Origin of the sequence: Clostridium malenominatum, from assembly GCF_039521365.1 — a bacterium.
Lineage (GTDB): Bacteria > Bacillota > Clostridia > Clostridiales > Clostridiaceae > Clostridium_AW > Clostridium_AW malenominatum.
On sequence record NZ_BAAACF010000012.1, the window covers coordinates 188698 to 212661 of the forward strand.

Consider the following 23964-nt stretch of genomic DNA (forward strand, 5'->3'; position numbering starts at 1 on the left):
TATTCCTTTTTTGCTTATATTTATCCTTTTTATTGCTATACTGTAAATAAAATATTAAAAACGGCTTCATTTTTATAAATGCAACCGTTTAAAAAACATTTTTATAGTTTCTTTTCTAATGTTATCAATTCAACTCCATGTACTGGGATATATAGCTTTTCTTTGTACTCTCCATTTAACTTTAAGTATTCTATAGTCATTTTAGGATGCGCTTTTCCTTTAAGATAGTTCAATTCTTGCTGTGTCATGTTCTCTGGTGCACCCATGTTTATCCACTCATCAAATGCCGAGCCATGCTCCCTATCTAATTGATATTTTGTTATCTTATAACTGCCTGAAATCTCCATTACATTAAGGTCAATTTCCTTTGGTGACTTTCTTTCGTATACTAAATATCTTTCTGTATTAGTCAAGGCAGAAGTATCTCCATTTAAAAATAAATCGTCGAAATATGCATAATTGTAGACTAAAACCTGGATATCTTCATCTGTTTTAGTGATTATATACTCCTCACCCTGTTCAATAATTTCTTTTCCTAATTTAGATAGTAAATAATATGCAAAATAAGATGGTTTTTTCAATCCATTATTATTGATTAAACCAAAGCCTCCATGAAATGCAGAAATACCCGCTTTTGTTTCTTCCATTATATCTGTAAAGGTCCAGTATCCTATAGAATTAACTTTTCCTATACATTTTAAAATATTACTTATAATGAAGGTAGCTACAAAACATGTATCATGGATTAAGTTGCGATTATAAGCAGAAGCATTCCATTCCGTGATATGAATTTCAGTATAATGGTTTAAACTTTTCTTTATTTTGTCATTGATTAAGTTTAAGGTGTCATATGTATTATCCTTACCATAATAAATTCTTGGTGCCTCTTCCCAGTTTTTATCTGACTCCTCTAACTTTTTCCCTTGTTCTATCATCATCTTTAAATTTTCAACAGCTTCCTGTAAGGAGTATGCTTCTGGATAAATATGAAAGGAAAAGAAGTCTAAAGGAAAATTATTTTTATTGTAATATAGCAAAAAATCTTCAAACCAGGCATTATCTGAAAGAGCTTGATAGGTAATAGCAGGTCCTCCTACTCTTAGTTTTTCTGAAATGGATTTAACAGCTAGTGCTGTTTGTTTATAAAATTCGAAGTACTCCTCTTTTCCTCCAACCCAAAAAACATACTCCAAATCCGGTTCATTCCATACTTCAAAATACCATGTCTCTACTTCCTTTAGTCCATATCTATTTATACAATGTTTTATAAATTCTACTACTAAATCTGTCCATAGTTTAATGTCTTTTGGTTGAGATATATTTGCCTTCCACCAAAAAACCGTTTCATCTGATTTTTTTATTTCTGAAGGCATGAACCCCAACTCAATAAAAGGCTTAATATTCACTTTCTTGAAAAAATCCAGAAGTTCATCTACATAATACCAGTTGTAGACAATATTATTCTCTTCATTAAAGTTACATATCATCATATCATCAGAGAAGATCCCATGAAATCTAATATATTCAAACCCAATTTCATTTTGCAGTTCTTTAAGTTGGTTCTGCCAACTTTTTCTCAATCCTTCTGACGCTCTACTATAGGTAATTAACTTTTTCCAATAAGGAACATAATACATTCCCTTTTTCTTTGCATTTACTGATATAGCCTCTTTATCATTAGTGGTCACATTATCATCTTGAATTTCATTATCTAAGGGCTTTAAATAAGTAAATAATTTTTTAAGTGCGGCATTTCTATCAACATCTAAATATGTTCTACTTTTTTTTTCATGAAAATTTGTATTTTCGATTTTCTTAATATTATTTAGATATTTAGTATTTTCTTTCCTATGTTCTGTGGGCGAACAACCATATGTGATTTTAAAATTCTTATTAAAAGATTTGGTACTGGGAAATCCACTGGCATAAGATATTTCCGTTATTGTTTTGTTAGTGCTTGTTAGTGAATTAACAGCCTTGTCCAGTCTTATGATATTAATATACTCTTGAAAGGACACTCCCATCTTTTTTTTTATAAAATGAGATAAATAATATACATTAAGTTTTTCTCTATCTGCTATTTCCTGAAGAGTTACTTTTCTCTCTAAATTTTCATTTATAAAGCTTATAATACTCTGGAGTCTATGAATATCCTTATTTATACTCGCTGATTTTTCATCCTCTATAAAATGATAATCAAAATTATTTACTAAATAAGCTGTAAGCAAGTGTATCTCGCTTCCAATTATAAGCTGATATCCCTTTCCTTTTTTATTAAGTTCCCATACTATTTTTGCCAGATAGTGTCTTACTATATCGAACCGTTCTTGAGCTTCTTTCCCGTAAAGAAAAGATTTACAGTCAATCATTATTTTATTGAATCTAGGGTAATATGCAGAGTAATAGCTAGGGTTCATCTGTACTGCTAATAGCATGTTTTCTTCCTTGGTTTTATTTATATTATGAATTTCATTACTATTTATTAAGATTAAATCATTTTCACTAAGGGAATATAATTCATTTCCTACTCTAATATTAACGCTTCCTTGCAAAACTAATATAATCTCCATTTCATTGTGCCAATGCATTTCAAGTCCGTTAATACTATGAATAAATGCTTTAATCGGGAGATTTTCTTCAGCTCTTATCACCTCATAAAAACATTTCATATTCCCCACCCCTTAATATATATTAAAATCTCAAATATTAAGACGAAATCGTCCTATTTCTTCCATTGTTTTTAGCTTTATATAGATTTCTGTCTACAATATCTAAAACTTCACTAAAGCTTTTAATTCCAGGTTTCACCGTATAAGTACCAATACTTATTGTAACTCCAATTATATGATTATTATATTTTACAGTTTTGTCTTCAAATGAAATTCGAATTTTCTCCGAAATCTTATATGCTGCTTCTCTATTAGCATCTATTAATACTATTAGAAATTCGTCTCCTCCATACCTAGCTACCCAATCGTAATCCGCTCTGATTTTTGCTTTTATTGTCTTGCACAGTTCTTCTATTACCCTATCACCAATAATATGTCCATAGGTATCATTAACTCCCTTAAATGAATCAATATCTAACATAATAACTGATAGGTTTTTCTTATTCACCATGGCATTATAAATTTCTACTGGGAGTCTTTCATTGATGTACCTTCGATTATAAACACCGGTCAAATCATCCATAACAATCTTCTTATTCAGCTCTGATATAATATTGTTTGATTCCTCTATACTCTTTCCACTCAATCCAGTAATAATTCCGGTTTCACTAATATCCTTAAACATCTCAACAACATATTCTTTGTCTTCAAGCCTAACTGGACTTGCCATAATCATAAATATTTTGTCGTCTTTATATTCAATTTTGATGAAAGTATCATTTTCCTTAATAGCCCTTGTAGATACGCAGTTATTACATTGCCTTCCTGTGTTCCAGAAATCATAACAAGTGGAACTATAGCTACTTTCTTCTGTATTATTATAGTAAATAATCTGCTTTTTAACAGGTTCAATAATTCTTACTATATCAAATAATCTATGAAATTTAGATAAAAAAATTATTATATCCTGCATCTCAAAAGAGTTCAAATTGCCACCTCTTCTTCATTTCAGAAAATATTTCCATACAAATACTTAATATAGTTTATTTTCATTGTTTCGTCCATGCTTAATTTGCTTATATATATACCTTTTTTTGCTATATTAAAAATTGATTTTTCACCTTCATTATGTATATCAAGTTTTGTATACATTACAATTCAATATTACCACAATTATGATAATTGTCCATCATTTAACAATAACATTTATATAATATAGTATATATAACAAAGAACAAATATGGTTGAATTTTATCCATATTTGTTCTCTATTATTTCTTATTCAATTAAAATCTTTTAGCTATTTCAGCTTGAATTCTTTTTACAGTTTTAGGTCTTAATCCTGTAGCCTTCTTTATTTCGTCGAAGGTTTTTCCATCTATTAGCATGTCCCTTGCTCTGGCTTTTAATTGCTTATCATCACCATGTAACATATATTTTCCCTCCTATTTACTTATCTTCATTGCTTCTAGGATCATCAAAAACTGCCCTTGAACTTTCTTCTTGAGGATTGTGCTTTATAGTTTTCTTTCTAAATTTACCATCAGATTTTCTATTATTTTTAGTACTTCTCATTTTACTACCCATAAAAAACAACTCCCTTCCCTATTATTTTGTCTCGGGAAAGAAGTTTTATACTACTGTATATTTAGTTTAATCGTCTAGTGTCCGGAAGATATATTATATTTCCAATTTTTGCTTCATTTAAAAATCGCAATGGTATTTGGATTAGTATTTTGTCCTCTCTTCTACAGAATGCATAATTCTCATCTAAACTCTCAATTATCACTCTCATGTAATCCTCTCCATCTATACTATCATTTCAGGGAACCATAGGTTTACCTCCCTTTGAGCACTTATTTCACTATCAGATGAGTGTACAAGATTTCTTTGTTTTGCCAAGGCATATCTTCCTCTAATACTTCCCATATCAGCCTCTAAAGGATCTGTACAGCCATTTATTTTTCTTACAGCTTTAATTGCATTTTCTCCTTGCACCACCATGGCAACTATGGGTCCTTCAGTTAAATAATTTATTAAATCTTTATAATATACTCTTCCTTCATGTTCAATATAATGCTCTTCTACTGTATGTATATTAGCCTCAAGCATTTTTATACCTATAATCTTTAAATTTTTTCTTTCGTAAAAACTTATTATTTCCCCTATAAGATTTCTTTTTACTCCATCCGGTTTGATTAACACTAAAGTTTTCTCCATATATATACCCCATTTCTAATATTAGGTAATATTATTATATCCCATTCTCTCTTAATTATAAATAATAAATTAAATACTTTATCCCTATGTTCCTTTCATGATATAATATTTTAAAGCTAAAAATATATCTAAAAGGAGATATGTATGAGAAAATCAACTAGAGATGCATTCATAATTGGATTAGCACTTTTTGCAATGTTTTTTGGTTCTGGAAATTTAATTTTCCCTCCCTATTTAGGTAAGCTCGTGGGAGATAATTACATTCTATCTATGATAGGCTTCATAGCTACAGGAGTAGGATTACCTTTGCTTGGAATACTAGCCTGTGCTAAAATTGGTGGCACCTTTAGTGAAATATCTTTAAAGGTAGGTAAGACATTTTCTATTATTGCCACTGCTAGTATTATACTTGCTATAGGACCTATGCTTGCAATTCCAAGAACTGCAGCTACAACCTATGAATTAAGTATTACACCAATTTTCCCTAACTTCCCTATACTACCTACAATAATAATTTATTTTATTATTAATTTAGCATTTGTATTAAAGCCTTCTTCAATAATAGATAATATAGGTAAAATATTAACTCCTATTTTATTATTGCTTTTATTGATAATAATAGTAAAAGGATTCATAAGTCCTATAGGTCCAATTGTTCATACAGGTTTTAAAAACGTTTTTTCCTCTTCATTAATTGAAGGATATCAAACAATGGATGCTATGGCATCGGTAATCTTCGCATCTATTGTTTTAACTACAGTTAAAGCTAAAGGTTATACAGAAACAAAGGATATAATTAAGATGACATCTATTTCTGGAATAGTAGCAGTTATTGGTCTAGGAATTGTTTACGGTGGATTAATGTATCTTGGAAGCCAGACTTCTTCTATTTTACCTAATGATATCGGAAAATCAGCTTTAGTTACAGAAATAGTAAGGAGATTATTAGGATACTATGGAAATGTAATATTAGGACTAGCTGTTGCTTTAGCTTGCCTCACTACTTCTATAGGACTTACCTCATCGGCTTCATCATTTTTTGAAAGTCTTTTTAAAGGCAAGATATCCTATAAAACTAATGCTATAATTATTTCTATTGTAAGTGCAATAATAGCATTGAATGGAGTGGACAAAATAGTTCTTCTTGCAGTACCTATATTGCAAATACTATATCCTATAGTTATGATATTGGTGGTATTTACTCTATTAAATGTTCAAAACAACACTGCTATAAGAATTAGTACTTATGTTGCTTTATTTATTAGCGTAATAGATAATTTTAACTATTTAGGAATCAATATTGATATGGTGGATAATTTTATTAATTTCATTCCTTTATCACAAGTAGGATTTGCCTGGGTAATACCTAGTATTATAGCCTTTATAATATCCTATTTATTTGTAAAAAAACAAAGCTAATGCCTTTAGGCATTAGCTTTTCATTTCATAAAACAATATCCGCGGTGCCGCCGAAATAGACTATGGTTGAACCTGCTCCTTGCAGGTGGGTATCTCCTTTTTACTTCCTGTTCTTAAATAAAACTTTAAGCATCAAATCCATAAAAAGAGCCGGATTCCCTTTTAAATATATGTTGGCTCAATATAAATCTACTCTAACGAACACCGCAGAATCTATTAACTTCTATATTTATATTATACTATAAACTTGCTTCTTTTGTTAACTTATTTTTCATTTTTTATATCAATTGCAATTCCTAGTTCTCTTAATTGAATTTCATCAACAATACTTGGCGCTTCCGTCATTGGACAAACTGCATTTTGATTTTTAGGGAAAGCAACCACATCTTTAATGTTATCTGTTCCACTTAAGAACATAGCCATTCTATCAAATCCAAAAGCTAATCCTCCATGTGGTGGTGGACCATATTTGAAAGCTTCTAGTAAGAAACCAAATCTTTCCCAAGCTTGTTCTTGAGTAAATCCTAAAAGTCTAAACATTTTTTCTTGTAATTGGCTATCGTGTATTCTTATGCTTCCTCCGCCTAACTCTTCTCCGTTTAATACCATATCATAAGCCTTTGCTCTAACCTTACTAGGATCTGTATCTAAATATGGTATATCCTCATCCATTGGAGATGTGAATGGATGGTGCTCTGCTTCCCATCTTCCTTCTTCTTCGTTATATGAAACTAATGGGAACTCTGTTACCCAGGCAAATCTAAACTCTTTATTATCCTTTAATAGCTCTAATTCCTTTGCAATTTGTAATCTCAATTGTCCAAGGGCTGTTAAAACAACCTTTTCTTTTGCATCAGATACTATTAAGATTAAGTCTCCTACCTTTGCATCCATTTTATGAACGATAGCTTTTAACTCTTCATCTTTTAAGAATTTTGCAATTGGAGATTTTAATTCATCTTCTTTATAAGCAATCCAAGCTAACCCCTTTGCTTTAAATCCTTTTACAAAGTCAGTTAATTTATCTATTTGTTTTCTTCCCATGTCAGCACAATTTTCAGCTTTAATAGCCCTTATTGAACCGCCGTTATCTAATACATCTTTAAATACTTTAAATTCTGTGTCCTTTAATGCATCAGATATATTTTCTATTTCCATTCCAAATCTTAAATCTGGCTTATCACTACCGTACTTTTCCATGGCAATTTTATATGGTAGTCTTTCTATTGGAAGCTTAACGTCTACATCTAATACTTGTTTAAATACGTGCTGTATTAATCTTTCATTCATAGCCATTACATCGTCTCTTTCAACGAAAGACATTTCTATATCTACCTGAGTAAATTCTGGCTGTCTGTTAGCTCTTAAGTCTTCATCTCTAAAGCATTTAACAATTTGGAAATATCTATCAAAGCCTGAAACCATTAATAATTGTTTAAATAACTGTGGAGATTGTGGTAGTGCATAAAATTCACCTTGATAGTTTCTACTTGGTACTAAGTAATCTCTAGCACCTTCTGGTGTACTCTTTGTAAGCATTGGTGTTTCTACTTCTAAAAATCCTTCTGCATCCATAAAGTCCCTAACTGCTTTAGCAGCTTTATGTCTAATGATTAATCTCTTTTGCATATCAGGTCTTCTTAAGTCTAAGTATCTATATTTTAATCTTATATTTTCAGAAGCATCTAAGTCCTCTTTTATATATATTGGAGGAGTTTCTGATTCTGAAAGAATCTTTATTTCCTCTCCTTGAAGTTCTACCATTCCTGTTGGCAATGTATCGTTTGGAGATTGTCTTCTAACAACCTTACCACTCACTGCAATACAATATTCCGCTCTAAGTGTATCAGCTTTTTCAAAAGCCTCTTTGTTTATTTCCTCTCCAAATACCACTTGAAGTATACCTGTTCTATCTCTTAAATCTACAAATATTAATCCTCCAAGATTTCTTTTTCTTTGCACCCATCCCATAACTGTGGAGCTATTATCTACATGACTTTCTCTTAATTCTCCACACATTATAGTTCTTTTTGCTCCATTTAAAGCTTCTCCCATGTTTTTTCCTCCTCTTTTTAACCATTAAAATTAATATAGTTTCTTTAATTCTTCTATTTTTTTATTTATCATTTCATCAACTCTATTATTGTATTCTATTACATCCTTTACATTAGGAGCTCTCTCTATTTTATTGGAATCTAGATATATAATCTTTGTAATTCCATCTGCTCCCAAGGCAATAATAGTCTGTTTTTCTTCTATCATTTGTATATTATATATACATTCCTTACCCCCTAAAGCATAACCTATATTTTCCATGTTCCCAACCATATTTTTTTGTCTATACATATAATACGGCTTCATCTTTAAGTTCTTGGACAATTCAAAGGTTTCTTCATACATTAAGTTCAATTCTTCTTGATGAATGGAATTTAAATACTCCTCTAACTTTTCAAGTAGTTTAGACCCCTTCTTAATAGCCATCCCATGAACTGTTATACTATCAGGTTTTAAGTCATATATTTCTTTGCAAGTGTTTTTTATGTGAGACAACCTCTCTCCAGGTAGCCCTACAATTATATCCATATTTATATTATCAAAGCCCATTTCTCTAGCAATTTTATAACTTTCTTTAACATCTTGTGCAGTATGATTTCTTCCTATGAGCTTTAAGGTTTCATCATTCATAGTTTGAGGGTTTATACTAATTCTTGTAACCCCATATTTTTTCATAGTTGAAAATTTATCCACAGATAAGCTGTCAGGTCTTCCACATTCTACAGTGAATTCTTCTATATGATTTTCACAGACAAAATTATTATATATTTTCTCCATGATATAGCTAAATTCCTCATCCCCTATAGCAGTGGGAGTGCCTCCTCCAAAATATAAGGTCTGTATAATTAATCTCTTTTCTTTTATAAATTTATTTATTTCTTCTATTTCTTTGGTTAAGGCCTTAATATAGCCATCTACATGCTTTTTAAAACTACCTATAGGGTTTGATGCAAAGGAACAATAGGAACATCTTGTAGGACAAAATGGCATTCCTATATAAAGACTTATTTTGTCCTTACTATTATTTACCATACTGTTCTCTACTCTTGCAATTTCTATGCATAGCTTAGCTTTTTCTTCTTCCGCCAAGTAATGCTCTTTAAAAAACTCTACTATTTCCCCTTCATCTTTTCCATCTCTTAATAGACTCAAGGCTACCTTACTAGGTCTTATGCCAAGCATAGTACCCCACGGAAAGTCCTTTCCCGTTCTCTTTTTCAAAAAAATATATATAGATTTTTTAAGTTCTTCTTTAAAGTTAATTTCCTTGTTTATTGAATAGATTTCTATTCCAATCTCATCTTCTATGTAAATTGTGTTTTCATCCTGAGTGATTTTATAGTTCCAATGTAATGAATCAAATTTAAATTCTCTTAAAGGAAAGAATAAATTAAAAATTTGGAACACATCGTATCTATTTTTTAAGTCATAAAGATTTATTATAATTTCCATATTATCTACTTTCTTTCTCTCTATAAAAATGGATTATACATCTTTTCATAATCTATTCTGCTTTCATTCCCGTGACCTGGAAGAATTACTGTATCCTCTGGAAGGGTTAAAAGTTTAGTTTTAATGCTCTTTATTAGGGTATTAAAATCTCCACCTTCAAAATCAGTTCTTCCAATAGATCCTTCAAAAATAGTATCTCCTGTAAATACAACATTTTTTATTAAAAAGCACATTCCACCTTTAGAGTGCCCTGGTGTTTCTATGCACTTTATATGCATATCTCCAACTCCAAACTCATCTCCATCTTTTAAGTAGATGTCTGCTTCTCCAAAGTTCTTTACCTCTCCAAATACATAGCCACCTTTTTTAATGGCCTTTTCATCTTCTTCATTTATGCACACAGAAGCGTTGGTTAATTTTTTTAATTCACTAACTGCCCCAATATGATCAAGATGTCCATGAGTTAAAAATATATACTTTACTTTAGCACCCATTCTTTTAATTTCATCATCCACTACAGAAGCTTCAGCACCAGGATCTATTACTAAGGCTTCCTTTGTTTTATCATCCATAACAATATAACAATTAGCAGCATAAGACCCTAAGGGCAATCTGTTAATTTTCATATCCTTCACTCCTCAATTTTAAAATGTTTTTTTGCTATCTAATAGTATGGTAACAGGCCCATCGTTTACTATTGTTACTTCCATATCAGCTCCAAACTCTCCTGTTTCCACATTACTTATCATTTCCTTACATTGCTTAATAAATTCCTCATAAAGAGCTTTAGCTTCTTCCCCTCCTAAAGCTTCTATAAAGCTAGGTCTTTTACCCTTCCTTACATCTCCATACAGAGTAAATTGAGAAATCACGAGAAGCTCTCCCCCTACATCTAAGAGGGATTTATTCATCTTTTCTTCTTCATCTTGAAATATTCTTAGATTTATTATTTTGTCCTTTAAGTACTTTATGTCCTCAAAAGTATCTCCCTTGCAAATGCCTAAAAGTACATTTAATCCCATTCCAATACTTCCTATAGTTTTTCCATCTACTACTACTTTAGACATCTTAACTCTTTGCACAACGGCTCTCAAAACCATCACCTCTAATTTTTAGTTCTATATACCTCTGTAACTCCCTTTAATCTTTTAATTCTCTTCATTAAATCTTTTAGGTGTTCAATATTAGGTATTTTTAATTTTATATTCACTAAAGCATATATTCCTCTAATTGGCTTAGCATTTATAGCATAAAGATTTGTCTTTGTTTCTGTTATTATTTCCATAATTTCCGCAAGCAAGCCATCTCTATCCTCTGATTTTACCTGAATTTCTGCTATATAAGCTCCTGACTTTGATTCTCCCCAGCTTACTTCCACTACTTTGTTTTCTTCGTCTTGTATTAAATTAGCTATATTAGAACAGTCTTTTCTGTGAACAGAAACCCCTCTTCCCTTGGTAATGTATCCAACTATTTCATCTCCTGGCACTGGATTACAACATTTAGAAAATCTAATTAATAGATTACTAGCTCCCTTAACAATTATTCCTGGTGCAGAAGGGTTTTTTCTATTAACTTTATTTTGTTCTTTTTTATTGCTTTTAACATTAGCATTATTCATAATTTCTTCATTGGACAATTGAACTTTATTGCCTTTTTCATATATGTCTCTAATTTTTGAAACAATACTTGAAGAGGATATGTCTCCCATTCCTGCTGCTGCATAAAGATCCTCAATAGAATTAAAGCTGTATCTCTTTAGTATATTGATAATAATATCACCTTTAGCAATTTCTCCAAAGTTATACCCCTGCTTTTTTGCTTCTTTTTCTAATAATTCTCTTCCTCTACCTACATACTCTTCTCTTTTCACCTTTTTAAACCAAGCTCTAATTTTACTTTTAGCTTGATTACTCTTAGCCATATTTATCCAATCCATACTAGGTCCTTTTGAAGTAGACGAGGTTACAATCTCAACTATTTCACCAGTTTTCAAATGATAATCTAAAGGTACCATTTTACTATTAACCTTAGCACCTACGCATTTATTTCCTATATCTGTATGAATTTTATAGGCAAAATCTATTGGAGTAGATTCACTTGGAAGATTGATTACATTCCCCTTTGGAGTGAATACGAAAATTTCATCAGAAAATAAGTCTATCTTAAATCCTTCCATAAATTCAGTAGCGTCAGCGGTTTCCCTTTGCCATTCAAGTATTTCTCTAAGCCAGGAAAGTTTTAAGTCCATGTTTCCTTCGGCACTAGCTTCCTGAGCAACCTCCATAGGCTTTCCTTCTTTGTATTTCCAATGGGCAGCTATACCGTATTCAGCAGTTCTATGCATTTCTTCTGTTCTTATTTGTATTTCAAAGGGCTTTCCCTGAGGCCCTATTACTGTAGAATGCAGTGATTGATACATATTAGGCTTAGGCATAGCTATATAGTCTTTAAATCTCCCTGGTATAGGTTTATACATAGTATGAACTATTCCCAGTGCCGCATAGCAATCCTTTACAGTTTCCACAAGTATTCTTACAGCAGTTAAATCAAATATTTGTTCAAGGGTTTTATTTTGATTAGTCATTTTTCTATATATGCTATAAAAGTGTTTTGGTCTTCCTTCAATATCAGATTTTATTCCAGACTTTAATAAATTCTCTGATAACTCTTTTGTTATAGTTTCAATATAAGCTTCTCTTTCCACTCTTTTTTCAGCTATTTTTTTTACTAAATCATAATATTCTTCCGAATTTATATATCTAAAGGCTAAATCCTCTAGTTCCCATTTAATTTTTGAAATTCCTAGTCTGTGAGCAAGAGGGGCAAATATATCAAAGGTTTCCTTTGCCTTTTCCTTTTGTTTATCCTCAGTCATATATTTTAAGGTTCTCATATTATGAAGTCTATCCGCTAGTTTAATTAATATCACTCTAACATCTTTAGCCATGGCTAGAAGCATTTTTCTTATATTATCCGCTTGTTGTTCTTCTTTTGTTTTATATTTAATTTTACCAAGTTTAGTTACTCCTTCAACTAAATCGGCAACTTCGCTGCTAAATTCTTTTTCTATATCTTCATAAGTGAATATTGTATCTTCAATAACATCATGCAAAATACCAGCTACAATAGTGCTGGTGTCCATACCCATTTCTGCCAATATGCTTGCTACCTCTAAAGGATGAATAATATAGGGTTCTCCGGATTCCCTTTTTTGCTCCTTATGGGCTTCATAGGCAATATTATATGCTTTTTTTACTAGTTCTTTATCAACGAAACTACAGTTTTTATCTATTTTATCCATCAACTTTTCAAGCATATTTTTCTCTCCTAAAATCAATGGCTGGTTTTATTAACCAGCCACTTATTATTTATTAACATTATATAATATTTTGTAGAAACATGCAATTTTTATTTTGGCTATATGTTATATTCTACAAGGGATTGAACCTTATAGTCCTTAATTTTTTCTCTTCCTTTTAAATCTGTTAATTCTATTACAAAATTAATTGAGATTACTTCTCCGCCTAAACTTTCCACCATCTTTGCTACGGTTTCAATAGTTCCTCCTGTGGCAAGTAAATCATCTATAATTGCTACCCTTTGACCAGGCTTTATAGCATCTTTATGCATCTCTAATATATCGTTTCCATATTCTAAATCATATGCTCCAGCTACGGTTTCACAAGGAAGCTTACCTTTTTTTCTAACTGGAACAAAACCTGCTCCTAATCCATAGGCTACTGGCACTCCAAATAAAAACCCTCTAGCTTCTGGACCAACTACTATATCAATTTTTTCATCCTTTAATTCTTCTATCATGGAATTTATAGTAAAGTTTAAAGCTTCACTATCTTTTAAAATAGTTGTAACATCTTTAAAGCTTATTCCTTCCTTTGGAAAATCTTCAATTATTCTTATTTTTTCTTTCAAATTCATTATTTATTCCCCCTAGAATCCATAATATTATATTATCAGTTTACTTTGCATAAACTTTACTACTTTTAACTTCATTCTTTAAATATTTAGCAATTTGTTCTGCTCTATCACTATTTGACGTTGTAAGCAATTCTACTGTAATTCTAGCATTATCCAAAACTCTAGAATTATTCCAAGAAGGAGCTACATTATCAATAATTTTAAATATATTTTCTATGTCTATATGTTTTATTTTATTCACTTTCATCAAAGCTTTCAAGCCATAATTATTTGTATAATTCATATGATAAATGCCCTCGTCTATCATAATCTTATTTTCTCCATCATATGTAGCTTTGTTAGACATGGTTCCTATCATAACTAAATCTAAATATTTACTAATACTTTTCATTTGATAGTATGAGGAAATAGCTTGAACCAATTTATATGTTACTCCCGCATTAGATAAATTTTTAAAAGGATACACACATCCTTCTTGACTTGGGTTAATTACAATAGTATTAGGTACTTTTCCCCTGCAAACTTGAGCGTCTGTAATTATTACATCAATACCAAGTTGTTTGCAAAGTTCCACCTGTTCAAAGGAATTTACTCCACAACCCACGGTTATCATTAAATTAGCTCCCAAAAATTTTACATGATTTTTTATTATATCAGTTTTAATATCAAAATTCCCATCTCCATCTGATATAAAATATTCAACATCTGCATTTAAATATTTTAACACCAAAAAAAGCAATGAAACTCCTGATATTCCATCCAAATCACAACATCCATATAATACTATTTTTTCCCTTTCGTTTACAGCTTTTACTATTCTAATCAAAGCTTCTTTCATATTCTTCAACAAAAAGGGATTATAAAAACAATACGTTTTATTCTCCATAGCAAAGTCCTCCAAAAAATAAAAAGCATATATAATTATAAGTTATAATATACTTTTTTACAAACATTTTATCAAATTATATATAAAAATAAAAAATCAGAGCAAAATCGCTCTGATTTTTGTTACTTTTTAGCTAAATCTCTATTTTTTAAATATACCCACAATGGACTTGCTATAAAAATTGACGAATATCCTCCAGCTACTATTCCAATTACAAGCGGTATGGCAAAGTCCCTAACAGAAGGAACATATATGCCTACAGCTGCTATGGTAATTAAAGTAGTTACGCTTGTATATATGGATCTTTTAATGGTTTGAGAAATACTTAAATTTGCAATTTCTCCATCACTTGCTCTCTTCATTCTTTTTGAATTTTCTCTTATTCTGTCGAATACAACTATAGTATCATTAATAGAGTATCCTACTATGGTTAATATGGCAGCTATAAAACTGCTATTTATAGGTATTTGTAATACAGCATATACAGCAAGAGTTATTAATACGTCGTGAAGTAGAGCTATAATAGCTGCTAATCCAAATTTCAATTCGAATCTAAATCCTATATATATTAACATTCCAATATTGGCTATGATTAGAGCTAATATTGCCTTTCGTGTTAATTCTTTTCCAATTGAAGCTCCTATGGTTTGTTGAGAAAGTAAATCCTTATCCTCAAGCTTATACTTTTCTTTTATTTCCTTAAACATAGGATCAATTTGACTTTCCTCTAAAGAGTTACTTCTTATTTCTAAATGTATTTCTCCAGAAGAATTAGTTGCAGAATTTGTAGTATAATCCTTTGTGTATTTTCCGATTATACCCTCTATCTCTTCCTTGTTATACTCACTCTTCATATTGATTTGAACTAAAGTACCTCCTTTAAAGTCAATACCAAAGTTTAAACCACTTTTAATACTAAAGAATAATCCTGAAAGCATTATAACAAGAGATAAGGCAACCCATACCTTTGTTCTTTCAATTATCTTAAGGGATTTTGTTTCCCCTTCCTTCCTACTAGCACCAAAGGCTGCTAAACTATTAAGCAATCCAATATTTACAGCTAATTTAAGTAAGGATCTTGTTATAACTATAGCTGTAAGCATACTTAATACTATACCTATTATTAATGTGAGGGCAAAGCCTTTTACTGCTCCTGAACCTAGATTATATAAAACTAATCCTGCAATTATAGTTGTTGTATTAGAGTCTATAATTGAAGATAATGCTCTATGGAAACCTGATTCTACTGAGCTTCTTATAGATTTACCTGCCGATAGCTCTTCTTTTATTCTTTCAAATATTAAAATATTTGCATCTACTGCCATACCTATAGTTAATAGGAAACCAGCTATTCCAGATAGAGTTAAAGTTGCCTTAATTGAAACAAAAGTTAAAAGTACTAAAACTATATATAAAACTAAAGCTATATTTGCAATAAGTCCTGGAATCCTATAGAAGAATAGCATAAATAACATAACTAAACCTATTCCTATGCCACCTGCTTTAAAGCTAAGCGGAAGAGCATTAGCTCCTAAGGTAGCTCCTACGGTTTTAGCTTCCACAGGTTTTACTACTACTGGAAGAGCTCCAGATTTAATTATTCCTGCCTGTCTTTTAGCTTCTTCAAGGGATTTACTTCCTGTTATCATACCTTTTCCAGTAGCTATAACATCATTTACCATTGGATTCGTTAAAAGTTCCTCATCCATGTAAATTGCAATTTGCTGTCCTATAAACTTCTTAGTAGCTTCTGCAAATTTCTTAGTCCCTTCATCGGTAAACTCTAAACTTATTATTGGCTGATTGTTATCAGGATTTATTTGAGCCACTGCATTTTTAACATCTTTACCTGTTAATATAACTTCTTTATCTGGTCCTATGAATTTTAATTCACCAGTTTTACCAACAGTGTCTATTACTTCTTTAGCATTATACACTCCTGGTATTTCTATTCTAATTCTTTTTTCCCCTTCTCTTTGAACTATTGTTTCACTAACACCTAGTTTATTTACTCTCATAGATATAAGTTCAATAGTTCTATCTATAGTTGCATTATCTACCTTGTCTTCCTGTATTTCCTCTACTAGGGAAACTCCCCCTTGAAGGTCCAATCCTTTTTTTATAGCTTCATTAAAGGATTTTACTCTATATCCCGTTCCAAATACATTTTCTATACCAAAGGTCCCTGCATAAGCTAAAAAACCTATAATCAACACTGAAAGTATAAAAAACATTGTGCTTTTGAAGGTTTTATTACCTTTCATATTTATCCCCCTTCTTCTGTGTATTTCATAAAAATTATATAGCTAATGTAAAAAATAGTCAATATAATAGAGCTATTCTTCCATTAACTGTGATTTTAAAGCAATAGCACATTCTATTCTCTTCTTCTGCATTTCGCATCCTAGGCTGTACGGAACCGAAATATCCTTATTAAAGTTAAAGTTATTTGCTTGGCACCCACCGCTGCAATAAAATCTTGCCCAGCACTCCATACAAGTAGGTTTAAAGTAAATATTTCCTTCCTTAAACTGCTTTTCTATATTTTCATTTAGCCCCTCTTCAAATACATTTCCCATTTTAAATTCTTCATTACCAACAAATTGGTGACATGGGTATATATCTCCTGAAGGAGTCACAGCCACATATTCATGTCCTGCTCCACAGCCAGATATTCTCTTATAAACACATGGTCCTCCTTGAAGGTCTATGTTGAAATGGTAAAATTTAAAGGGATTTCCCTCTTTGTGTCTTTTAAGTAATTCCTTATAAAGTTTATCGTATTGTTCAAATATTTTTGGTAAATCGTCTTCTCTAAGAGACAATGGATGACTATCCTCTAGTACTACAGGTTCTATAGATAGCTCATCAAATCCTTCATTTACTAAATGCATAACATCTTCAAAAAAGTCCGTATTTTTTCTAGTAAAGGTGCCTCTTGCATAATATTGCTTTCCTTTACCTCTCATTCCCACCATCTTTTTTATCTTAGGAAGTATGACATCGTAGCTTCCTTTTCCAGTAACTCCTGGTCTTACTTCATCATTTATTTCTTTTCTACCATCAATGCTTAACACTATATTTCCCATGTTTTTATCTAAATAATCCATTATTTCATCATTTAGCAAAACTCCATTGGTAGTCATAGTAAATCTTATTACTTTATTGTGAGCCTTTCCCTGTTCTTTTCCATACTCCACTATTTCTTTAATAGTATTGAAAGCCATTAAAGGTTCTCCGCCAAAAAGGTCAACTTCTATATTTCTTCTAGTCCCTGAGCTTTTAATTACAAAATCTATTGCTTTCTTGCCCACTTCTGGAGACATAATCTCTCTTTTTCCTTTATATTCTCCCTCATCTGCAAAACAATACTGGCATCTTAAATTACAATCATGAGCTATATTTAAACATAGTGCTTTTATTAAGGATTCTTCCTCTCCTGCTTTTAGCCCTATATTTTTATATAGATCCTTTGAGTATAGCATACCTTCATTAACAAGGGTTTCTAACTCCTCATAAGCCTCAAATATATATTCCTTTTCATATTTACCTTCAAAGGCTTTTAATACCTCTTCTTTATCTTTTAATCCATCTTTTTCAACCATTTCGTAAATTAGCTCGTCCACTAGGTGTACTGCTCCAGAATTTACGTCTAATATATAAAATTCTCCATCTTGAATAAATTTGTGTATAAGTGACAAGATATTTCCTCCTAATCTATTTGGACTAAATTTAAAGCAGTAACCTTAGGTTACTGCTTTTATATTAATTTTCGCAAGCTAAGTTTGCAACTGTACAGGAAGTTTTACATGCTGACTGACATGAATTAGCACATTCCTTACATCCTGGTTTTTTTAGGCTGTCTTTTATGTTCGTTTTATTTATTGTTTTTATATGTTTCACATAAATCCCTCCGTTCTATTTATAAATATATCCTTGTAATTATATCATAATAATAATGCAAAATAAAGCAAAACTCAAATATTTATCCCAAGCATACCTGATAGTGCCCCTACTCCTAGCGCTAATAAAAATTTCATTATAGCTCTATTATCTAATCCTGGTGTGTTTCCTGCAATTAAAGATACCACGTATATTATAAGCATATATAATGTAGCTACTATCATTCCAGTTAGCCATCCCTTTTTATTAATCTTACGTACAGCATAAATACTTCCATACATAATGCTAAGTACAGTGGTTACAAGATAAAATATACTATTAGCTTTATCACTTAAGTCTATTATAGTCATAATGATAGCATATATTATCATAAAGACCACCGTTAGTATAGTGCTCCTCAAAATCCCGTCTCCTATAGGTAACAGATTACTTCTTTCCATATAAAAACACCTCCTATCTACTAGTATTTATGTAGAATAGAGGTGTTTTATGATAAGAAATTTAACTTTCATCTTCTTTCTTTTCTTCAACAGTCTCACTGCTGTTTATAAGGGACAATATACCGTTTTTATCAAGTTTTATCCTAACTCTGCTAGGACCTGTTTCTAAAATTATATATGTATCTTGAATATTAATTACTTTCCCGAGTATTCCGCCCTTTGTAATAATTTCGTCATTTACCTTTACGGAGTCTAACATACTTTTATATTTTTTCCTTCTCTTATTCTCAGGCCTAATTACAAAAATATAAAAGAAACCCATCATTATAGCAAAAGGTAAAACTAATCCTAACAAATTATTATTTTGTACATTAGTGGTAGCTAACATGCTCTCACCTCCCCTCAAAAAAGTTGTCTAATATAAGTTTATAATCCTTTTGGGAGGATGTAAAGTTTTTTCTAGGCTTTTCCATTCCACTCCGCTAACTTTTCTTCCTTATATTGAGAGAAATAATCTCCATCTATTGCATCTCTTATTTCTTTCATCATATTGTTATAAAAATATAAGTTATGAAGAACACACAGCCTCATAGCTAGCATTTCCTTTGCCTTAAACAAATGTCTTATGTAAGCTCTTGAGTAATCTCTGCAAGCTGGGCACTGACATCCCTCATCTATAGGTCTTCCATCTAGCTCGAATTTTGCATTCATTAGATTTATTTTACCTTCTTTAGTAAACACATGACCATGTCTTCCGTTTCTTGCTGGAAGTACGCAATCAAAGAAGTCTACTCCCCTATCTACCGCTTCTAGTATATTGGCAGGGGTACCTACCCCCATTAAATATATTGGCTTATCTTGTGGTAGATACTCCATAACAGCTTCAATGGTATTGTACATTTCCTCATGGGTTTCTCCTACAGCAAGCCCTCCAATGGCGTAACCATCTAAATCCATTTTTACTATTTCTTTTGCATGAGCAGCTCTAATATCATGGAAGGTTGCTCCTTGATTAATTCCAAATAACATTTGATTTTTATTAATAGTGTCTGGAAGAGAGTTTAATTTATCTATTTCCACTTTACATCTTTCTAGCCATCTTACAGTTCTAGCCACAGATTGCTCCACATACTCTCTTGTAGATGGAATTGGAATACACTCATCGAAGGCCATGGCTATGGTAGAAGCTATATTACTTTGTATTTGCATACTTTCCTCTGGTCCCATGAATATTCTTTTGCCATCGATATGAGAGCTAAAATAAACACCTTCTTCTTTGATTTTTCTAATACCTGCTAAAGAAAAAACCTGAAACCCTCCTGAGTCCGTCAATATCGGCTTATCCCAATTCATAAATTTATGTAATCCACCCATTTGCTTAATTATTTTGTCACCAGGTCTTAAATGCAAGTGGTAAGTATTTGATAGCTCCACTTGGCATCCTATTTCTTTTAAGTCCATAGAAGATACTGCACCTTTAATAACTCCTAAGGTACCCACATTCATAAAAACAGGGGTTTGAATTGTTCCATGAGCAGTTTTAAATTCCCCTCTTCTAGCATTCCCACATTTCTTTATCAATTTGTACATATTCATTCTCCTTAAAGTAAATTACTTAATAAACATTGCATCTCCAAAACTAAAAAATCTATACTTTTCCTTCACCGCTATTTCATAAGCATTCAACATCTTTTCTCTAGTGCAAAGTGCACTTACTAGCATTAATAAGGTAGATTGAGGAAGATGGAAGTTTGTTATAAGGGCATCCACTATTTTAAATTTATATCCTGGAAATATGAAAATATCCGTCCATCCTGAAGCTTCCCTAACTCTTTCATTTTCATCCCCTATGGTTTCTAAAGTTCTGCAAGAAGTAGTTCCTACTGCAATAACTCTTTTACCATTTTCTTTAGCCTTATTTATAATTTCAGCGGTTTCCTTAGATAAACTATAATACTCTGAATGCATAATATGATCATTTATATCCTCTGCTTTTACAGGTCTAAAAGTTCCAAGTCCCACATGAAGAGTTAAAAATGCTAGGTTCACCCCTTTATCCTTAATTTTTTCTAATAGTTCCTCAGTAAAATGAAGCCCTGCTGTTGGAGCTGCTGCAGAACCCGTTTCTTTAGAATACACCGTTTGATACTGCTCTTTATCCTCTAACTTTTCTTTAATATAAGGTGGCAGCGGCATTTGTCCTAATCTATCTAGTACTTCTTCAAAGATACCTTCATACTCAAACTCTACTATCCTGCTTCCCTCTTCACCTAAAGCTACTACCTGAGCTTTTAGTTCCCCGTTACCAAAGGAAAATCTACTTCCTATTTTAGCCTTTTTACCTGGTTTAACTAAAGTTTCCCAGTTATCTTTATCTATTCTTTTCAGTAGTAAAAATTCCATTTTACCACCGCTTCCTTCTTTTTCTCCTATGAGCCTCGCAGGAAGCACTCTAGTATCATTTAAAACCAAACAATCTCCCGGTTCTAAGTAATCTATAATATCTTTAAATATTTTATGATCAACTTCTTTTCTTTCTTTATCTATAATCATTAACCTTGCTTCGTCTCTTTTTTCTATAGGAACCTGCGCAATTAGTTCCTCTGGCAAATAATAATCAAAATCTTTTACTTTCACTTTAACACTCCTCTATATTTATGGAACATTGTTCAATTTCAATATTGCTATTTCTATTCTTTTTAAAATGCTTATAAGCTTTATCAGTGGCCACTCTTCCTCTTGGAGTTCTTATTATAAATCCCTTTTGCATCAAATATGGTTCGTAAACATCTTGAATAGTATCAAGCTCCTCACCTATGAAGTAGGCCAGGGTTTCAACTCCAACAGGACCTCCATTAAAATTATCTATAATAGCATTCAAAATTTTGTTATCTATGCTATCAAAGCCTTCTTTGTCGATTTCAAATAACCTTAAGGCTTCTATAGATGATTTAGAATCTATTATTCCATCACCTTTTACCTGACAATAATCCCTTACTCTTTTTAATATTCTATTTGCAATTCTAGGTGTACCCCTGGAACTTCTAGCAAGCTCTAAAGCCGCCTTTTCCTCAATTTCTACATTTAAAATTCCTGAGGATCTAACTATTATTTCTCTAAGTTCTTCTTCTTCATAAAACTCCATAGGACAAAGCACTCCAAACCTATCTCTTAAAGGTGCCGTTAGCATCCCAACTCTTGTGGTTGCCCCTATCAAAGTAAACTTTGGAAGGTCTAATCTAATAGATTTAGCCGCAGCTCCTTTTCCAATTACAATATCTAAAGCGTAATCTTCCATTGCTGGGTAAAGTATCTCCTCTACTGCTCTATTTAGCCTGTGTATTTCATCTATAAATAATACATCAAAGTCGTTTAATGTAGTTAGTATTGCTGCTAAATCTCCCGCCCTTTCTATGGCTGGCCCTGAGGTAATTTTTAAGTTACCCCCCATTTCTTCCGCAATAATATTTGCTAAAGTTGTCTTTCCAAGTCCCGGTGGTCCATATAAAAGTACATGGTCTAAAGCTTCTCCTCTCCCTTGAGCTGCTTTTATAAATATATCAAGCTTTTCCTTTACTTTTCTTTGACCAATATACTCTTTAAGCCTCTTAGGTCTTAAACTAAACTCTATTTCATTGTCTTCCCTTAAATTTAAAGGGGTAACAAATCTTTCATTCATATTATTACTCCTCTCAATTCATTAAAAATCTCAAACATTCTTTAATTATAACTTCTAGTGAGGCTTTCTTATCCGCATAATTTAGTGCTTTAGTAGCTTCCTTCTCCGAATATCCTAAGGATATTAAAGCAGCTAGAGCTTCATTGTATGTATCTATCTCAATTATATCTTCTAAAACAATATTTTCTCCCTTGTCCATTAAATTATCTATTTTTATTTTATCTTTTAACTCTAGAATGATTCTTTGAGCAATTTTTTTCCCAATGCCTGGTGCCTTAGTTAATGTCTTTTCATCTCCTGTAAATATGGCATATTTTAATTTATCACTACTGCTTATGGATAAAAGAGAAAGAGATGCCTTTGCTCCAACACCACTTATAGTCAATAACAGATTAAACATATCTCTTTCTTCCTTAGAACTAAATCCATAAAGCCCTATAAAGTCTTCTCTAACAATTTGTTGCAAAAACAGTACTATCTCCTCTTCAACCTTTGGAGTTTTTGATAGAGTATTACCAGAGGTAAATATTTTATATCCTATTCCTCCATTTTCTACAACTATATAATCCTTACTCATACCCTTAAAAATACCTTTTATATATTCATACACAAGCTTCAGCCCCTTAAGATTTTAATTATTAATTATCAATCTCTACTTTATCAAATAAACAGTTCCTTTTCAATAAAAAAACCTTGAGGACTATTATTCATAATCCTCAAGGAGTGCCATTGCTTCTTCTTTTGTGTTACGTTGAAAATAATTACTTCCCTTAGTTAAGGCTATTATATCTTGCTCTTTTAAGTGATCTATTTTCTTATCCGTAATATCCGTTTCTTCATTTTCTATGTACATATCTCCATTAATGTCTGTCCTAAATATAGCTAAATAATCTTCTTTTATGCCTAAAACATATTTATTTGGAGAATACTTATCTATTTCCTTTACCATTACAATTTTATCTGACTGGAAGTCCGTTAATTTATACTCTTCTTTAAACTTCTCTTCCAACTCTCCCCTAGTTTTTACACTTAAATTACTCACCTTATCAACTTTAGTTATAAAGGTATCTCCACTTTTTTTATATCTAACTTTGAATTGTACAGAACTATTTGGAGATAAAGCCTCATTTCCTCTACCTTGAGTATAAATTTCCTCTATCTCTTTATTGATGTTATTTACCTGTATTTTATTATCATTATCTATTTCTTTATTTTTACTTTTTAAATACTGTATACCAATATAATAACTTAACGTAAATATTATAATTGATAACATTATAATCATGAAACCAAATATCTTTTTATTTTTTTTAATATCCATAATATCCCTCCTTAGAAGGATTATTGACATTAATTAATAGT

The 23964-nt window shown here is 31.4% G+C and carries 24 protein-coding genes, 1 other RNA gene and 1 pseudogene; 1 reads left to right on the forward strand and 25 read right to left on the reverse strand.

The window, feature by feature from the left end; all coding sequences use genetic code 11:
- Window positions 1–101: 101 nt before the first annotated feature.
- From ABDZ69_RS16630 to ndk, 6 genes are all read right to left on the reverse strand, one after another.
- Window positions 102–2669, reverse strand: a complete 2568-nt coding sequence (locus tag ABDZ69_RS16630; RefSeq protein WP_343771470.1) for a GH39 family glycosyl hydrolase — start codon at window positions 2667–2669, stop codon at window positions 102–104.
- Window positions 2670–2706: 37 nt separating this feature from the next.
- On the reverse strand, window positions 2707–3597 hold the full coding sequence (locus ABDZ69_RS16635) for a GGDEF domain-containing protein (protein ID WP_343771472.1): 891 nt from the start codon (window positions 3595–3597) through the stop codon (window positions 2707–2709).
- Between the two features lie 298 nt (window positions 3598–3895).
- Window positions 3896–4042: a hypothetical protein gene (locus ABDZ69_RS16640; protein WP_343771474.1), complete on the reverse strand. Its 147-nt coding sequence runs from the start codon at window positions 4040–4042 to the stop codon at window positions 3896–3898.
- 16 nt (window positions 4043–4058) lie between these two features.
- Entirely contained in the window at window positions 4059–4196 is a 138-nt protein-coding gene (locus ABDZ69_RS16645; RefSeq protein ID WP_343771475.1) for a CPC_1213 family protein, read from the reverse strand.
- Window positions 4197–4257: 61 nt separating this feature from the next.
- Entirely contained in the window at window positions 4258–4404 is a 147-nt protein-coding gene (locus ABDZ69_RS16650; RefSeq protein ID WP_343771476.1) for a hypothetical protein, read from the reverse strand.
- Window positions 4405–4418: 14 nt separating this feature from the next.
- Window positions 4419–4829 (reverse strand): nucleoside-diphosphate kinase, encoded by a 411-nt coding sequence (gene ndk / locus ABDZ69_RS16655; RefSeq protein ID WP_343771478.1) that lies wholly within the window; start codon window positions 4827–4829, stop codon window positions 4419–4421.
- A 144-nt stretch (window positions 4830–4973) separates the two neighbouring features.
- On the opposite strand from ndk, the gene brnQ reads away from it, so the two are divergent.
- Entirely contained in the window at window positions 4974–6248 is a 1275-nt protein-coding gene (gene brnQ, locus ABDZ69_RS16660; protein ID WP_343771480.1) for a branched-chain amino acid transport system II carrier protein, read from the forward strand.
- A 32-nt stretch (window positions 6249–6280) separates the two neighbouring features.
- Here the strand turns inward: brnQ and ssrS are convergent.
- From ssrS to ABDZ69_RS16755, 19 genes and pseudogenes are all read right to left on the reverse strand, one after another.
- A non-coding RNA gene (ssrS, locus tag ABDZ69_RS16665) (6S RNA) lies at window positions 6281–6464 on the reverse strand.
- Between the two features lie 48 nt (window positions 6465–6512).
- The gene (gene aspS / locus ABDZ69_RS16670; protein WP_343771482.1) at window positions 6513–8303 is read right to left on the reverse strand and encodes an aspartate--tRNA ligase; all 1791 of its coding nucleotides are present in this window, start codon (window positions 8301–8303) and stop codon (window positions 6513–6515) included.
- Window positions 8304–8333: 30 nt separating this feature from the next.
- Window positions 8334–9755: a coproporphyrinogen III oxidase gene (locus tag ABDZ69_RS16675; RefSeq protein ID WP_343771484.1), complete on the reverse strand. Its 1422-nt coding sequence runs from the start codon at window positions 9753–9755 to the stop codon at window positions 8334–8336.
- A gap of 20 nt (window positions 9756–9775) precedes the next feature.
- Window positions 9776–10381 carry an MBL fold metallo-hydrolase gene (locus tag ABDZ69_RS16680; protein WP_343771486.1) on the reverse strand — a complete coding sequence of 202 codons (606 nt, stop codon included), beginning with the start codon at window positions 10379–10381 and terminating at the stop codon, window positions 9776–9778.
- Between the two features lie 18 nt (window positions 10382–10399).
- The gene (gene dtd, locus ABDZ69_RS16685) at window positions 10400–10849 is read right to left on the reverse strand and encodes a D-aminoacyl-tRNA deacylase (protein WP_343771551.1); all 450 of its coding nucleotides are present in this window, start codon (window positions 10847–10849) and stop codon (window positions 10400–10402) included.
- A gap of 11 nt (window positions 10850–10860) precedes the next feature.
- Window positions 10861–13074 (reverse strand): RelA/SpoT family protein, encoded by a 2214-nt coding sequence (locus tag ABDZ69_RS16690; protein ID WP_343771488.1) that lies wholly within the window; start codon window positions 13072–13074, stop codon window positions 10861–10863.
- A gap of 101 nt (window positions 13075–13175) precedes the next feature.
- Entirely contained in the window at window positions 13176–13694 is a 519-nt protein-coding gene (locus tag ABDZ69_RS16695) for an adenine phosphoribosyltransferase (protein ID WP_343771490.1), read from the reverse strand.
- 40 nt (window positions 13695–13734) lie between these two features.
- Window positions 13735–14580: a DHH family phosphoesterase gene (locus ABDZ69_RS16700; protein WP_343771492.1), complete on the reverse strand. Its 846-nt coding sequence runs from the start codon at window positions 14578–14580 to the stop codon at window positions 13735–13737.
- A 122-nt stretch (window positions 14581–14702) separates the two neighbouring features.
- Complete coding sequence (gene secF / locus ABDZ69_RS16705; protein WP_425544671.1) at window positions 14703–15563, reverse strand: protein translocase subunit SecF; 861 nt, start codon at window positions 15561–15563, stop codon at window positions 14703–14705.
- Window positions 15564–15584: 21 nt separating this feature from the next.
- Window positions 15585–16844, reverse strand: a pseudogene (gene secD, locus ABDZ69_RS16710) (protein translocase subunit SecD); the annotation flags it as partial.
- A gap of 72 nt (window positions 16845–16916) precedes the next feature.
- On the reverse strand, window positions 16917–18281 hold the full coding sequence (gene scfB / locus ABDZ69_RS16715; RefSeq protein ID WP_343771494.1) for a thioether cross-link-forming SCIFF peptide maturase: 1365 nt from the start codon (window positions 18279–18281) through the stop codon (window positions 16917–16919).
- 64 nt (window positions 18282–18345) lie between these two features.
- Entirely contained in the window at window positions 18346–18483 is a 138-nt protein-coding gene (gene scfA / locus ABDZ69_RS16720; RefSeq protein ID WP_216440072.1) for a six-cysteine ranthipeptide SCIFF, read from the reverse strand.
- A 74-nt stretch (window positions 18484–18557) separates the two neighbouring features.
- Window positions 18558–18923, reverse strand: coding sequence for a TIGR04086 family membrane protein (locus ABDZ69_RS16725; protein WP_343771497.1), 366 nt, complete (start codon window positions 18921–18923; stop codon window positions 18558–18560).
- Window positions 18924–18984: 61 nt separating this feature from the next.
- Window positions 18985–19311 (reverse strand): preprotein translocase subunit YajC, encoded by a 327-nt coding sequence (yajC, locus tag ABDZ69_RS16730; protein ID WP_343771499.1) that lies wholly within the window; start codon window positions 19309–19311, stop codon window positions 18985–18987.
- 71 nt (window positions 19312–19382) lie between these two features.
- Window positions 19383–20513, reverse strand: coding sequence for a tRNA guanosine(34) transglycosylase Tgt (gene tgt, locus ABDZ69_RS16735; RefSeq protein ID WP_343771555.1), 1131 nt, complete (start codon window positions 20511–20513; stop codon window positions 19383–19385).
- Between the two features lie 21 nt (window positions 20514–20534).
- Window positions 20535–21560 carry a tRNA preQ1(34) S-adenosylmethionine ribosyltransferase-isomerase QueA gene (gene queA, locus ABDZ69_RS16740; protein ID WP_343771501.1) on the reverse strand — a complete coding sequence of 342 codons (1026 nt, stop codon included), beginning with the start codon at window positions 21558–21560 and terminating at the stop codon, window positions 20535–20537.
- Window position 21561: 1 nt separating this feature from the next.
- Entirely contained in the window at window positions 21562–22602 is a 1041-nt protein-coding gene (ruvB, locus tag ABDZ69_RS16745) for a Holliday junction branch migration DNA helicase RuvB (RefSeq protein ID WP_343771503.1), read from the reverse strand.
- Window positions 22603–22615: 13 nt separating this feature from the next.
- A complete protein-coding gene (ruvA, locus tag ABDZ69_RS16750) occupies window positions 22616–23212 on the reverse strand; it encodes a Holliday junction branch migration protein RuvA (RefSeq protein WP_343771505.1) in 597 nt (198 codons plus the stop codon).
- A 93-nt stretch (window positions 23213–23305) separates the two neighbouring features.
- Entirely contained in the window at window positions 23306–23923 is a 618-nt protein-coding gene (locus tag ABDZ69_RS16755; protein ID WP_343771507.1) for a hypothetical protein, read from the reverse strand.
- Window positions 23924–23964: the final 41 nt, after the last annotated feature.

Coding starts and splice junctions, on each gene's coding strand:
- ABDZ69_RS16630 (WP_343771470.1), bottom strand. CDS start 2,669: ATGAAATGTTTTTATGAGGTGATAAGAGCTGAAGAAAATCTCCCGATT.
- ABDZ69_RS16640 (WP_343771474.1), bottom strand. CDS start 4,042: ATGTTACATGGTGATGATAAGCAATTAAAAGCCAGAGCAAGGGACATG.
- ABDZ69_RS16645 (WP_343771475.1), bottom strand. CDS start 4,196: ATGGGTAGTAAAATGAGAAGTACTAAAAATAATAGAAAATCTGATGGT.
- ABDZ69_RS16650 (WP_343771476.1), bottom strand. CDS start 4,404: ATGAGAGTGATAATTGAGAGTTTAGATGAGAATTATGCATTCTGTAGA.
- ndk (WP_343771478.1), bottom strand. CDS start 4,829: ATGGAGAAAACTTTAGTGTTAATCAAACCGGATGGAGTAAAAAGAAAT.
- brnQ (WP_343771480.1), top strand. CDS start 4,974: ATGAGAAAATCAACTAGAGATGCATTCATAATTGGATTAGCACTTTTT.
- aspS (WP_343771482.1), bottom strand. CDS start 8,303: ATGGGAGAAGCTTTAAATGGAGCAAAAAGAACTATAATGTGTGGAGAA.
- ABDZ69_RS16675 (WP_343771484.1), bottom strand. CDS start 9,755: ATGGAAATTATAATAAATCTTTATGACTTAAAAAATAGATACGATGTG.
- ABDZ69_RS16680 (WP_343771486.1), bottom strand. CDS start 10,381: ATGAAAATTAACAGATTGCCCTTAGGGTCTTATGCTGCTAATTGTTAT.
- ABDZ69_RS16690 (WP_343771488.1), bottom strand. CDS start 13,074: ATGCTTGAAAAGTTGATGGATAAAATAGATAAAAACTGTAGTTTCGTT.
- ABDZ69_RS16695 (WP_343771490.1), bottom strand. CDS start 13,694: ATGAATTTGAAAGAAAAAATAAGAATAATTGAAGATTTTCCAAAGGAA.
- ABDZ69_RS16700 (WP_343771492.1), bottom strand. CDS start 14,580: ATGGAGAATAAAACGTATTGTTTTTATAATCCCTTTTTGTTGAAGAAT.
- ABDZ69_RS16725 (WP_343771497.1), bottom strand. CDS start 18,923: ATGGAAAGAAGTAATCTGTTACCTATAGGAGACGGGATTTTGAGGAGC.
- yajC (WP_343771499.1), bottom strand. CDS start 19,311: ATGTTAGCTACCACTAATGTACAAAATAATAATTTGTTAGGATTAGTT.
- tgt (WP_343771555.1), bottom strand. CDS start 20,513: ATGTACAAATTGATAAAGAAATGTGGGAATGCTAGAAGAGGGGAATTT.
- ruvB (WP_343771503.1), bottom strand. CDS start 22,602: ATGAATGAAAGATTTGTTACCCCTTTAAATTTAAGGGAAGACAATGAA.
- ABDZ69_RS16755 (WP_343771507.1), bottom strand. CDS start 23,923: ATGGATATTAAAAAAAATAAAAAGATATTTGGTTTCATGATTATAATG.